At 60.4% G+C, this 13,000-nt stretch carries 12 protein-coding genes and 2 tRNA genes; 6 read left to right on the top strand and 8 right to left on the bottom strand.

Translation table 11 applies throughout. From position 1 onward, the window contains the following. Positions 1–131 precede the first annotated feature (131 nt). Entirely contained in the window at positions 132–1,796 is a 1,665-nt protein-coding gene (locus tag CK218_RS12985) for a sugar ABC transporter substrate-binding protein (protein ID WP_067328234.1), read from the bottom strand. A gap of 279 nt (positions 1,797–2,075) precedes the next feature. Here CK218_RS12985 and ugpC point away from each other — a divergent pair, with 279 nt between their 5' ends. The 3 genes from ugpC to rbsK are packed head-to-tail and all read left to right on the top strand — an operon-like array spanning position 2,076 to position 4,547. Then, complete coding sequence (gene ugpC / locus CK218_RS12980) at positions 2,076–3,134, top strand: sn-glycerol-3-phosphate ABC transporter ATP-binding protein UgpC (protein ID WP_095779579.1); 1,059 nt, start codon at positions 2,076–2,078, stop codon at positions 3,132–3,134. A gap of 26 nt (positions 3,135–3,160) precedes the next feature. Next, positions 3,161–3,613 (top strand): RbsD/FucU family protein, encoded by a 453-nt coding sequence (locus tag CK218_RS12975; RefSeq protein ID WP_066998829.1) that lies wholly within the window; start codon positions 3,161–3,163, stop codon positions 3,611–3,613. Positions 3,614–3,617: 4 nt separating this feature from the next. Then, the gene (rbsK, locus tag CK218_RS12970) at positions 3,618–4,547 is read left to right on the top strand and encodes a ribokinase (RefSeq protein WP_095780645.1); all 930 of its coding nucleotides are present in this window, start codon (positions 3,618–3,620) and stop codon (positions 4,545–4,547) included. A gap of 812 nt (positions 4,548–5,359) precedes the next feature. Here the strand turns inward: rbsK and CK218_RS12960 are convergent. Together CK218_RS12960 and CK218_RS30085 are read right to left on the bottom strand one after the other, a co-directional pair. Further along, positions 5,360–6,706 (bottom strand): FAD-binding oxidoreductase, encoded by a 1,347-nt coding sequence (locus CK218_RS12960; protein ID WP_095827954.1) that lies wholly within the window; start codon positions 6,704–6,706, stop codon positions 5,360–5,362. A gap of 24 nt (positions 6,707–6,730) precedes the next feature. Beyond that, positions 6,731–6,982: a hypothetical protein gene (locus tag CK218_RS30085; RefSeq protein ID WP_143749637.1), complete on the bottom strand. Its 252-nt coding sequence runs from the start codon at positions 6,980–6,982 to the stop codon at positions 6,731–6,733. Between the two features lie 310 nt (positions 6,983–7,292). Between CK218_RS30085 and CK218_RS12955 the strand changes: the two genes are divergently transcribed. Then, a complete protein-coding gene (locus CK218_RS12955) occupies positions 7,293–7,655 on the top strand; it encodes a hypothetical protein (protein WP_095827953.1) in 363 nt (120 codons plus the stop codon). A 441-nt stretch (positions 7,656–8,096) separates the two neighbouring features. Here CK218_RS12955 and CK218_RS12950 read toward each other — a convergent pair whose 3' ends face one another. Continuing rightward, complete coding sequence (locus CK218_RS12950) at positions 8,097–8,318, bottom strand: hypothetical protein (RefSeq protein ID WP_095827952.1); 222 nt, start codon at positions 8,316–8,318, stop codon at positions 8,097–8,099. Positions 8,319–8,800: 482 nt separating this feature from the next. Here CK218_RS12950 and CK218_RS31085 point away from each other — a divergent pair, with 482 nt between their 5' ends. Next, a complete protein-coding gene (locus tag CK218_RS31085; protein WP_245435016.1) occupies positions 8,801–9,202 on the top strand; it encodes a hypothetical protein in 402 nt (133 codons plus the stop codon). Positions 9,203–9,262: 60 nt separating this feature from the next. On the opposite strand, the gene CK218_RS12940 is transcribed toward CK218_RS31085, so the two are convergent. Continuing rightward, positions 9,263–9,339: transfer RNA gene (locus CK218_RS12940), tRNA-Asp, on the bottom strand. Positions 9,340–9,557: 218 nt separating this feature from the next. On the opposite strand from CK218_RS12940, the gene CK218_RS12935 reads away from it, so the two are divergent. Continuing rightward, positions 9,558–9,633: transfer RNA gene (locus CK218_RS12935), tRNA-Val, on the top strand. A 147-nt stretch (positions 9,634–9,780) separates the two neighbouring features. Here the strand turns inward: CK218_RS12935 and CK218_RS12930 are convergent. From CK218_RS12930 to CK218_RS12920, 3 genes are all read right to left on the bottom strand, one after another. Beyond that, the gene (locus CK218_RS12930; RefSeq protein WP_095827951.1) at positions 9,781–11,073 is read right to left on the bottom strand and encodes a DUF2130 domain-containing protein; all 1,293 of its coding nucleotides are present in this window, start codon (positions 11,071–11,073) and stop codon (positions 9,781–9,783) included. A gap of 241 nt (positions 11,074–11,314) precedes the next feature. Next, on the bottom strand, positions 11,315–12,046 hold the full coding sequence (locus CK218_RS30930) for an HNH endonuclease (RefSeq protein ID WP_210201062.1): 732 nt from the start codon (positions 12,044–12,046) through the stop codon (positions 11,315–11,317). Positions 12,047–12,342: 296 nt separating this feature from the next. Next, entirely contained in the window at positions 12,343–12,909 is a 567-nt protein-coding gene (locus CK218_RS12920) for a hypothetical protein (RefSeq protein WP_095827950.1), read from the bottom strand. Positions 12,910–13,000: the final 91 nt, after the last annotated feature.

Below are 13,000 nucleotides of genomic sequence, written 5' to 3'. Positions count from 1 at the left end.
TTTCCAATAGCCTATTAAAAACTCCTTAGCCTTTTTTCTTTTATGTGTTTTATCCAACTCCCCGCGCTTTGCGGCCTCCCCCGCGGGCCGCGCCCCGGCGGGGCGGGCCCCGCGACTTCTCATGGGACAGCCTACATGCCGAGCGAGGCTTTGTAGAGCTTGATTTGGTTCTCGCGGCCGATCTGGTCGGTCAGCTTCTCCCAGGCGGCGGCGATGGCATCCGCACCTTCCTGCGCCTTCATCTTGCCGGCGAAGGTGTTGGCCAGAATATCCTCGGCGGCGCTGTAGTACTGGAAGATGCCGGGGATGCGCGGCTCGATCGCGGCGTTCGGATGGTTGTAGGAGTCGCCCTCCGACTTCAGATAGGAGGTGATGAAGGCCTCGTCATAGCCGGCCGCCACCCATTCCGGAATGTTGAAATGGGAGTTGCGGTAGGGCTGGAAGCCGGAAGGATAGGCCGCGCACCACAGCGACAGATCCTTGCCGCCGAGATGGGCCGCCGCCGACCACGCCGCCTTCTTCTTCTTCTCGTCGCTGTCGACGCGGGCCATGACGTAGACGCCCCAGCCGAGATAGGCGCAGTTCGGCGCATAGTTCGGGCCGCTGGCCAGCTTGTCCCACTTGCCGGTCTTCGAATTGTAGACGTCGTCCGAGCCCGGCAGGATCGAGAAGCCGGTGACGTCGCCGATGACCGAGGAGTCGTTGGTCTTGACGTTGGAGCCGATATCGCCCCACCAGGGGATCATCGAGCCCGTGCCGGCAAGGAACTGCTGGAAGCCGGTGGTGTTCGGATCGGCGTTGATCTGATCCGGCGGCTCCGAGGGCAGGGCGTCGATGACGTCCTGGATGGCCCGCACCCAAGCCGGGTTGTTGATGCGCGGCTTCATCGTATCCGGGTCGAACAGCCAGGCCTTGTCGTCGGGGTGCTTGGCATAGGCAGAGGCGCGGCTGCCGAGGAAGTAGAAACCGAAGCCGCCCCAGGGCTTGGGCGCGTCGAGATAGCCATAGACGTCCTGGCCCTTGAACTGCTTGCCCTTGAGGAACTTTGTGACGGCCTGCACTTCCTGCCAGGTCTTAGGCACGCCCCATTCGGTCGTCGCGCCGCTCTCCTTCCAGGCCTTGGCGAGATCGGGATCGGAGAATACGTCGGTGCGGTAGTTGAAGTTGTGCGTATCGCCGTCGATGGTCACGCGATACTGCTTGCCGTCCCAGGTGCCGACCGGCGGCTTGAGGTAGTTGACGAGATCGTCCATGTCGATCTGCTTCTTGACCCAGTCGGGCATCTCCGAGGTGAGGCCCTTGCCGCAGACGTCGCCCTCGAAGGGCGCACCCATCTCGATGATGTCGAAGTCGACGGTTTTGGTCGCGATCGACTGCTGCAGACGGGCGTTGTAGTCGGCCTGGGCGAGGTCGATCCAGCTGATCTTGGCGCCGGTATAGGCCTCCCACGGCTTCAGGAAGCCGCGGAACAGCACGTTGTGCAGGTTCTGGTTGTTGAGGCCCATGAAGGTGAGCTCGACACCGGCGAACTCGCCTTGCTTGACGTTGGCCTTGGTCGCTTCCAGGCAGAGCTCACCGACTTTCTGGAAGTCGGCGTCCGTCGGCTGGCCTTTGCCGACGCCGGGTATCTGCAGGATTTTCGCGCGCAGGTCGTCGGCGGCAGCCGCCGGCCTGGTCAGCGCGCCAAGCCCCGTGCCGGACGCCGCTGCGAGCGCCGCCATGCTGGCCGCGCCCTTCAGCAAATCGCGGCGGGTCGCCCCGGCGCGCACCAGTTTTTCGTAAAGATCGACTCTCATCTCAAGGTTCCTCCCAGAACTTCAGTCGTGAATTGATTCTGCCAATCTCTCGGACGTCGAAACGTCTGCGGTTCTCCTATACCATAGGGCAGCGTGGGACCCCACCCTGCGTCGCCTGGAGATCCGATTTTCGGGACAAGGACCGGCATTCGGATTGGCACTCGTCACTATTCGCGTAATCGATTACCTTGTCAACAAGATTGGCTTTTTATCTATAAGATACCGACTTGCCCTTGCCGTTGGCAATGGCTAGCTTCACCGAAAAAGATAGGGGAGACAATGGCTCAAGTCGCGATCGCCAATGTGGCCAAGGCTTTCGGAACCGTCAAGGTTCTACATGAGGTCAGCGTCGATATCGCCGACGGTCAATTCGTCGTCCTGGTCGGCCCTTCGGGCTGCGGCAAGTCCACGCTGCTGCGGATGGTGGCGGGGCTGGAAACGGTTTCCGGCGGAACGATTTCGATCGGCGACCGCATCGTCAACAACCTGCCGCCGGCCAAGCGCGACATCGCCATGGTGTTCCAGAACTACGCGCTCTATCCGCACAAGACGGTGGAGCAGAACATGGCTTTCGCGCTGAAGCTGCGCGGCACCGATCCGGCCATCGTCGCCGAGCGGGTGAAGCGTGCGGCCGACATCCTCGACCTCAATCCCTATCTCAAGCGCTATCCGCGCCAGCTTTCCGGCGGCCAGCGCCAGCGCGTCGCCATGGGCCGCGCGATCGTGCGCAACCCGCAGGTGTTTCTGTTCGACGAGCCGCTCTCAAACCTCGATGCCAAGCTGCGCGTGCAGATGCGCACCGAGATCAAGGAACTGCATCAGCGGCTGAAGACCACCACCATCTACGTCACACACGACCAGATCGAGGCCATGACCATGGCCGACAAGATCGTGGTGATGCGCGATGGCCGCATCGAGCAGATCGGCGCGCCGCTGCAACTGTTCGACCGGCCGGCCAACCTGTTCGTCGCGGGCTTTATCGGCTCGCCGGCGATGAACCTGCTGAAGGGCACGGTGAAGAAGGGTGAAAAGCCGGAGGTCGACATAGCAGGCTCGGCCTTTCCGATGCCTGCCAGCATCGCCGCGGCGGACGGCCAGGCCGTCGTCTATGGTGTGCGGCCCGAGCATCTGGAGATCCATCCCGACGGTGTGGCGTCCACGATTTCGGTGGTCGAGCCGACCGGCTCGGAAACCCTGGTGTTCGTGCGCTTCGGCGAGGGCGAGATGGTGGCGCTGTTCCGCGAGCGTCACGACTTCAAGCCTGGCGATACGCTGAAGCTCAGGCCGCGGCTCGACCATGTCCATCTCTTCGACGCAGGGACCGGCAAGCGTCTCTGACCGCAAACACACATCGAGGAAACCCAATGCTCAAAGGGATCAATCCGCTGCTCAACGCCGACGTGCTCCAGGCACTGCGGGCGATGGGGCACGGCGACGACCTGATCATCGCCGACACCAATTTCCCATCCGACTCCGTCGCCAAGCAGACGGTGCTCGGCAAGCTGCTGCGCATCGATGCGCCGGCGGCCGAAGTGGTGAAGGCGGTGCTGTCGCTCTATCCGCTGGACAGCTTCGTCAACGACGCGGCCGCGCGCATGGAGATCGTCGGCAAGCCGAACGAGATCCCGCCGGTGCAGAAGGAGGTGCAGCAGGAAATCGACGCGGCCGAGGGCAAACCCTGGCCGATGATCTCGATCGAGCGCTACGCCTTCTACGAGCGGGCCAAGAAGGCGTATTGCGTCATCCAGACCGGTGAGCGCCGCTTCTATGGCTGCTTTGCCTTCCGCAAGGGCGTCATTCCGCCGGATGCGGAGTAAGGAGATGTCCGCCAGCAAGCCAGTCGTCATCCTGGGTGTCTTCGTCGCCGACACCGCCTATCGCGCCGACCGCCAGCCGCGCATGGGCGAGACGATCCTCGGCAATTCGTTCAAGCTCGGACCCGGCGGCAAGGGCTCGAACCAGGCGGTCGCAGCCGGCAAACTCGGCGCCGATATCACCTTCCTGACCCGGCTCGGCATCGATGCCTTCGCCGACATGGCCAAGCAGACGTGGAAGGATGCGGGCGTCAAGAGCGCGGTCATCGACACGCCGGACAGCTACACCGGGGCGGCTTATATCTTTGTCGAGGAGGGCAGCGGCAACAACGCCATCATCGTCAGCCCGGGTGCTGCGATGCTGATCTCGTCCGCTGACATCGAGGCGCATGCCGACCTGATCCGCTCGGCGGGCGTCTTCGTCACCCAGCTCGAGCAGCCGATCGACGCGGCGCTGAAAGCCTTGCAAATTGCGCACGGGGCAGGGGTGACTACCATTCTTAACCCGGCGCCGGCCGCCACCCTGCCGGACAGCATCTACGCGCTTTGCGACTACGTCACACCCAACGAGTCCGAGGCCGAGGGGCTGACCGGCATCGCCGTCTCTTCGGTCGACGATGCCCGCCGCGCCGCCGACAGCCTGCTGGCAAAGGGCGTCGGCGCCGTGATCGTGACGCTTGGCGAGAAGGGCGCGCTGCTGCACACCAGGGAGCGATCCGATCACGTCGGCGCCGTCAGTGCCGGCCCTGTAATCGAAACCACGGGGGCGGGCGACGCCTTCAATGGTGGACTTGCGGCGGCGCTTGCCAAGGGCGTCGAGCCGCTGGAGTCGGTGCGCTTCGCCTGTGCCGTCGCAGGCATTTCGGTGACCCGGCCGGGCACCGCGCCTTCCATGCCGACGCTCCAGGAAGTCGAGGCGCTGCTGGCGCGCGGTTGAAGCCGCTAAATGTCGCGTGGCGTTTCAGCGGCGCTAGCCGGCCATCGGCTTGACCACAACTCACAGAAGTTGGTCTCTCACGGCCCCAGGGTTGCATATTAGCCACGGTTAATATTAATCGGCGCCAACGACTTGCATCAACGGCATAGGTGTCCCGTAATGGGCCACCGTGTCTGGCATCGCAATTGCACTGTCAGCAATGCCGGGGTGGACTGTGCCTCGGTAGCCGGGGGGTATTTGGGGGGGCCCGCCGCTCCGCGATGGAGCGGCGGGCGCTTTAAGGGTCGAGGGTACTGGCGATGTATTTTCCGCAATTTCTGGTGGGCATGTTCGCGAGTTCGTTCACGGTCGCAATCTGGGTCGGGCTGCAAACCGGCTCCGCCTGGAAGGCGCTTGGCTGCGCTATGCTTGCGATGATTATTCTCCAGATTGGATATGCCGGACTTGTCATTCGGCTGATCTACAAGCGGGGCCCGCAAGGCACTGGAGCAGACTTTATATCGGCAAATGCGGCGCCACCGGTGCAGCGAGCGCGCCCACACTAGAGGGCTCACCTCCAACCCGTCAACGCGCCCTGCGGAACGCAAGCAGTGCCAGCGCGTTCACCGTCTTGACCAGCACAGGCAGCCTGGTTGCCCGGAACGGTGAGATGAAAACGCCCTATAAAAAGCCCACGCTTGTAAAGCGCGAGAAGCTCACCGCCCGAACCGCGCAGATTGTCGCCTCCGGTGTGATATTGGGCGAGTGAACAGGGGCGCCGAAGCGCAGCTGAAGAATTTTGCTGCTCACAGGCTGGCCGGTCGGTGACTGCTCTAGAGGGCCGGACCCGGCCGAATGGCGCTTCCGTCAGAAAAGCGCGACAGGCGAAAGCGGGTGAGATCGTGCCCGATCTGGTTTCCCTGGATCATGTCGGCGACGACGCGGCCGATTCCGGGTCCGATACCGAAGCCGTGACCGCTCATGCCCGTTGCGACGATAAGGCCAGCTATCGCCTGCACTTTGTCCACAATGGGAACGACATCCGGCATCGCGTCGATCATGCCAGCCCAGCTTGCCTTTAGGCGCACCGCGTCGAGCTGTGGGAACAGGCGCCTGAAATTGCGCTCGATGGAACGCAGACCAGAACGTTCGGGAGCCGGATTTAGCACCCGCATTCTTTCGAAAGGACTTTGCGAATCCGGCGCCCAGTGACGCGGCGTCGACCAGCCATCCGGGTAGCCCGCCGGCGCAGCCGGCGAATAGCGTGAGCCGAAAGGATTGGCCATGAGCGCGGGAAGGTATTTCTTCGCATGCCGGAATGCGTCCGGGCCAAGGTGAAGCAAATGACTGCCTCCGGCAGCGAGCGTGTATCCGCCATCCAGTCGGCGTCTGAAAGCGATATGCTCTCCTGCCGCGGCTCCTGCATAGACTTCAGGCATCGCCTCGGTTGCCGCGACGGTCGACCTTACACTGAGCTGGGGAATGGAAACGCCATGTCTTCTCAGGAACAGGGAAGACCACGCACCGCCGGCGAGCAGAACGCTCGACGTCTCGATGTGACCCGCCTCTGTCCACACACCGCTGATCCTCCCGGCCGAGATTTCCAGGGCTCGCGCCGCGCAATTCTCCACAATCTTGACGCCCCTGCGGGCGGCAAGCCGGGCGAGTGCCGGCACGGCCAGCCAAGGCTCCGCCCGCATGTCGGAAGGCGTTGTCATCGCGCCCTTGAAACTGCGCGACATGCCTTTGATGAGACCGGCGGTTTCCCGTGCGTTCAGCAGGCGCGTGTCGATCTCATGGACGGCAGCGATCTTCATGAATTTTTCGAAGCGGGCCATTTCGCGGTCGGAGCCTGCCAGGTAAGTCACGCCTGTCTGCTTCAAGCCGATGTCTTCGCCGCATTCCTCAGCCAGCTGCCGCCAACGACGGGACGCCTCGATCACGATCGGCAGTTCGTCCGCATCGCGTCCCTGTTTGCGGATCCATCCCCAATTGCGGGAGGACTGTTCGGCGGCGATGCGTCCCTTTTCCAACAGCGTCACCGAGATGTTGCGCCGCGCAAGAAAAAGCGCTGTCGTCACGCCGATAACGCCCCCACCGATAATGACGACGTCAGCGCTTTTTGGTGGAGGGCCGGGAAATTGAATCGGATCTGCTTCGGAGAACGGGAAAGTAGGCAAGCGGCGAATCCTGAAAAGGCCGCGTCAGCTATGGCCCACCGGCAGCCATCCTTTCTTGAGGCAGTTCAGGGGGAAGGTGGAGCACAGGCCGCCCGATAGGTCAGCGTCACACGCTTGCCACCACAAGTGGCGCATTTCATCGTCGGCCGGAGATGGCGGGAGCATCAGGCCCGAAGCGGTCGCGGAGCGCTTTTGATGACGATGACAATCGAGACAGCCGCCGGTGACCGACATGCAGGCGTCTATCAGCGCTTGGAGTGTCCAGCCGTTGCTCATTAGGTTTCCAATTTCTGAAGGCCAAGAGCCCGCGCGCCCTTGAGGGAAGACGAGCGGGCTCCGGGGTCTGTGCAACCCAGCGGCGCGGCCTCGGCAGGAATCGCGCCGCGAAACCCAACCTGCCGACCGGTGGAATGTTCCCGCCTCATGCGACTGAAGTCAGAGAGGCTGACGCTTTGGTCTCTAGGCTACCTTCGCCTCACTGCACCGTTTGATAGAGCCGGCGGGCACCGCGCGATATGTACGCCTTTTGAGGGTCTACTTTCTTTGCACATCGCAACTAACGTAATGGCTAGGAAGGAGTGCTGAGATGCCACATGAGACCACAAGGCCTTCGGAAAACGGTTCCGAAAAGCTTGTTTCAGAGGGCCAGGCGCGCCGCGATTTTCTCAAGCAGGCTGGACGCTTTGCTGCGGTGACGCCTCCGGCCATCACAATGCTGCTCGGTACAAGCTTGAACTCAAGGGCGATTGCCAAATCGGGAGGAACACGCCCGGGTAATGGATGGGGTGACAAGAACCACATTCACCTCGGCCGCTCCGGCTCGGGTTACAAGCCAAAGCTTTTCAAGTCCGGTAAGGGTAACGGAAAGCTTTTTAAATCCGACAACGGAAAGCTTTTTAAATCCGGCAACGGGAACGGCTATGGCGGACCCCACGGGGGTTCGAAGTAGGCGATCCCAACTGGTGCTGGCGAGGAACGACCTTAGAAGGTCTGGCTGCGCCACCTGACGTTCGCGCCGGCAACTGTGGCTGGATTCGTTCCAACGCACTGGATCGGCCGCCGGCGCTCATTTTTGCACTCGAGCCGTCTACGAACTTCGCCCTGGAGGATCTTGTCCAGCGAGCGCACTAGGCTCTCGCTTCAGCTTACCTTCCGAAGTTCTGCAACAGGCTGGTCAGCGTCAGTTATGCCGTGGGGGCCCGGCCCGCGCGAGGTGGGGGGCTGCGCTACAGGCCGAGCCTTTTGCCCCACCTGGGCAAAGGGGGCAAGTCCGGACTATGCGCCACCTTTCGACGGTCTGGCATCGGGACATTAGTCGTAGCTAATGAAGTTGCCCTACGTCTCTGGTGTCGGATTCCAACCGGCCTTGGGTAGCCGCACCGGCCCAAGCTTAACGCTTTCTCTTCAAGGCTTCCGCGAGCCAGTTGTCCAAACCATCGGCCAGTTCGGAGGGCTTGATGATCCCTTTCATAAATAAAGCCATAAAATGTTTGGCGATTTCGTCGCGCTCGCCAACTTCCCGTAGCCCGTGCTTTTCGCAGTATTCGTTGAGAGCTTTGGTGAGAGCGATCAGTTCTTCCGAATTCGCCACACCGTGCCGATGCGCTAGCATGGCTACCTCCCTCGTCGGGGCGAAAGCGTCATAATCGCTTCCAACGCGTCCGCTTGCCTCAACTTGGTACGGACGACGCTTGCGATGTTACGCCTTTTGAAGATTGGCGCTATTCAAACGATACCGCAAATGATTTTGGTTCCCGCAAAGCCCGCCCGAGCTAATCGGGCGGGCTGTCGGGTTTGACCCAACGGCGGCACGTCAAGTAATTGTTCCAGTCTTACCATGTGCCGCGACCTCCAACGATAATGCTCTGCTAAGGTTCCTGCGTGAGAGGCGCCCGACCGGGGCGGCCGGGCATCTGCCCAACTGCATTTTCACCTTTCGCGTTCTCAAATGGACTTGGGACGGGCACCATCGTCGTCCACGCGCCTCCGACCTCAGGCCCAGAGCTAGACCGGATTTTCACTTCGATATTCCTCCGGGGAGGTTTCAGAACAGGCAAGAGCTGTGGCCCTCATCACGGATGCCTCAAGGCTTGCGTGCCGGCGCTTAATCCGTCGGCCTCAAAGGCGCTATTCTCCGGTAACACCAGCGTCAAGTTGACCGGCTGTTCGGTGATGTCGGATTCGCTCGCGTCGGATGCCCTTAAGGTACAAGGCTCGGCTGGTTTACACGCGGATTGCCTGATCACTGTCGGCGGCCTGGTCCTGAACAACCCGGTCACCACAGTTTGCAAGGCCCCCGCACGCGCTGCGGCGGCCGTGGCTGGCGGCGTCGAGGGCACCGCGCTGTCGGCGAAGCTGGCGAAACTCGCTTTCCGAATCGAAGAAGCTCGAACAGACCCATATGCCCGTCCAGGTCGAGATGGTGAGGCGCGCCGACGACGCCGGACGCGATTGGACGGCGAGCCGTCAAAGGGAACAAAAACGGTTAAAGTCTGAATTGCCGGCCTGGCATTCAGACTATTGCCCTCTACCCCAATACCTAAGTGATTGATTTGATGGCGCGAGTGACGGGGCTCGAACCCGCGACCTCCGGCGTGACAGGCCGGCACTCTAACCGACTGAGCTACACCCGCGCACTGACGAGCACGTGTCAGGCGTGTTCGTCGTTGGGGCGCTGGATAAGGGGTTCGTTTGCGGGTGTCAAGCGCGGCATGTGAGCATAACAGCAATCAGCAGAAGGTTTTTTGACAAGTGCGCCGGCATTGGCGAAATCCGTCCGATAGCGGGTGCGCCGGCTGTTCATTGGGCCTTGCGAATAGAGCTCTAACTGCTTAAAGGTCCGGCCCGGAGCGGGCGATTAGCTCAGTTGGTAGAGCGCTTCGTTTACACCGAAGATGTCGGCGGTTCGAGCCCGTCATCGCCCACCATATAACCTGCTGAATTTTAACGCTTATTTCCGATCGTGGGTTGCTTCACATTTCTCCAGATGGGCGCCCTAGCTACAAACTAGCAACTGGTGCATTTGAGTGACTCCCCCTATTCCAGCTCGATAACGCCAGACAATGGGGCGGGAATCAATCATTCTCGGATGGTCCTTCCACTGCCAAAATTTGAAGGCTCTCGATCTCCTGCATCACCTTGCCGGCAATGCCCTGTAAGTCCCCGTACATACCGACTGTGGACTCGATGACGCTCTGGATCTGTGCCTCTCGCTTAGCCCAGAGCCGCGTAGTGGCCTTGCGTTCTCGGGCAAGGTCATCCTGCATGTCGGAGAACTTCTCCACGATGGCTTCGATGCGTTGCCGAAAGCGTGGGCCCGTCAGGTACCCATAGACCAAGTCCATCTTGGAAGCTTGACCTGTCTGGGCGAGGCGAGAGTTCGCCAGGGCGATAAGCGATTGTCGCAGCATCACCGCGATAGGAAGCGCGCATCTCGGATTTGCGATGTAGACACCGTCGATCAGGTCGAAAGTTTCTACGCCAGGGGGTAAGGCTTCTGAAATCATCAAGGCTATGTCCGCCTTGGCGGCACGCTGATCGCTTCTCAGTTTTGGCAGCCACCCCTGGCTCCAATTCTTGGTCCTTTTCGATTCCCAAAGGATCGAGCCGCACTGTTGACCGGCCGGTCCGACGACGCGCTGCAAGACATCGCCACCGAACTCCCCCTTGGCGACTGGCTCGACGATATCGACTGGGAACCTGGCGGCTATGAGGGACTCTAGCTCAAGCTCTAAAACCTCGCCCTGGAGCTGCTGCGAGCCCTGTTCTGCGCGGCGCTTCAATTCCTCAATCTGCCGCTGCATGCCCGAGATCTGCTCCTCCTTCTCGGCGACCTTCATCCGCAGCCCTTCTTCGGCTTCGGTCTTGGCCTTTGAGCGCACCAGCTCCAATCCCTCCTGGACGCGCTTCTCGATCGTCAGCGCGATCTCACGCCGTTCATCGTCCAGCGCGCGCTGCTGTTTCAGGAACTCCGCTTGCTGCTGTTGAGCCTCGGCTAGTTTTTCATCTCGGGCCTGCAACGTGGCCTTTAGTTCCGCCAGCTTCTTGTCCCGCTCTTCCAGATCGACCGAGACCAACAATTTGGCTTTGCGGGCTTCGTCGGCCTCTATGCGACCACGTTCAATGCTGACCTTCTCGGCAACTTCACTCTCGATTGCGTGTTTCGCTGCATCGATCTCGGCTCGCTCGCGCTCCAGCTCATTTTCCTTGGCGGCCATGGCTGCATTGCTCTGAGCAAGGCGGCGTTCGTAGTCCTCTCTCGTCGCCGCAATCAATGGAGCCGCAAGGGATTCGTTGAGCTTGATGCTCGTCTTGCAGCTGGGGCAACTGATCGTCGGTTCGCTGAAAGTCCTGGGCTGTTCCGTCATCGCGATCGGCCTCGCTGAGAATCTCCACTAGTCCAACTCAGTTTAACCTAGGTCTTCCTATCAGAAAAGAACAAAAGGCGAACATTTGTGCTAATCCAAAGCTGATTTCTGAAGGGCAGGGCCGAAGGAATGAACACGGCCTTCGAGCGCTTTGTTTTGCCCTCTCGAACGCCGCGACGCGACGTGAGAGCGTCAAATGACCTTTTAGACACACCTTGGTTTTCCTGGCTGGCGGTGGTCCTCAGCCTGATCGGCTTGGCTGTCTCGGTTCTAAAATAGGGTCTCCCACAGAATTTCTGGCCTTTGAGATCAGCCGGCGCACGTCTTCGACGGTGATCATTTCGGCCTTCGAATGGATCATCGCGTGGCAATTCGGGCAGACCGGAACGAGGTCGTTTACGGGGTCGACGTGGTATTGCTCGCCGATTTCCGAGATCTTGCGGCGGTGATGCACATGGATGAAACCGGCCCCCCGTTCACCGTACATCTTCTCGAAGTCGAGATCACACGCCTGGCACGTCACTCCGTAATGATCGAGGCAGGCCATTCGTGCAAGGCGGTTGCGCTCATACTTGTTGACCGTCACCTGCATTGCAGCGCCTTCGGGATATTCGGGTTGCGGCGGAAGCTCGTCCGGGAAAGTGGTGCCGCCTGAAGCTTCTCTGTTGAGCGCCCAAAACTGGATTTTCGGGCTTCCCCAGCCTTTCGGCGCCCGTCCAAAGCCGACCCGATCGGTGATCTCCACATCCTCTGTCAGATGCCTCAGCAGTTGCGAAAAGAAGCTGTTGGCCGAGTAGTTCCGCCCGGATCCTTTTCCGCCCGTACCATAGTCTCTGATGACCTCCTGATACTTGGCAGGCAACTCTCTAGCCACTACCTCAACAAACTGAGCCGTCGAGAAGCGGCCGTTACCGATTTGATGAAGGACCGTGTCGCGCTCTTCTTCGGATAGAAAATCCTGCAAGGCTGGCATCGGTCGCTCCACTTTTGGTTTCTGGGTGGCGGCTTTCTCCCACAGATGCCCAAACGTGCCTAGACGTGCGGAATATCATCCCCCGGCTATCCGCGAGATTCTGCGTTTTACAAAACAGCAGATGAGTCACGGGAAATGGCCGACACCGATAGCATCCAGGCAAAGGAAACTGGGCGCCGCGTCAACTTGATGCTGACCAGCGCCCTGGTGGAAATTGCCACCGCGTGATCCTGCCTCCGCGTCAAATGTGAATGCGCGGCCGTCCACAACCCGTACACGTCCGGCCGCGGCCCGACCTAAAGGGGTTGGGCGCCGTTTTGCCCAGCGTTGATGACCTTGAGTTGTTCCAAGCAGCCGACAACTACTTCGCCGAGGCGCCTGGGTTCATCGGTCGAAAATTGCCAACGACCTTCTGACCCTGGGAATTGCAGGATCACTCGATCGATTTGATCGTCGAGCAGAAGCGGTTCGGCAATCAGCTCAAACATCTCGGGTGTAAGCTGGGCAACTATCTCATGATTGAGCACCGTCGCGTTCACGGGTATCGGCCCGGGTGCTCGGATTATGAATCCGTTTGCCTCGCGAAAGAATGCTAGGCCGACAGCCTGATTGTCTTCGATGTTCCATGTCTGATTGCTGGAGTAGACAAGGGACCGATCACCAAACAGGCGTATTCCGAATTTCCGACCGGAGACGTCAGACTCCAGCTGACAATAGGATTCCTCGTCTGACTTGGTCAGTAATACGGTCCAATTTCCTTCGGACCCGAGAACCTCTCCACCACTGTTACATCCAATTAATAGGACCGTCGGCAACGCTGCGAGAGTCTTCAGATACGTCTTCGCTTTCGTGAAAATCCTCATGTCTCCAAACCCCCTTGGAATCTCGAACCTTCGCCGACGTCTCCGTGGCCTATTTAGGTTCTCAAATGGCTGATGATCCTGGTCCCGCGAC

This window comes from Mesorhizobium sp. WSM3879 (assembly GCF_002294915.1).
Taxonomy (GTDB): Bacteria; Pseudomonadota; Alphaproteobacteria; order Rhizobiales; family Rhizobiaceae; genus Mesorhizobium.
The sequence above is the reverse complement of the archived record's forward strand: the minus strand, read 5'-3'. Positions and strand labels throughout refer to the sequence as shown.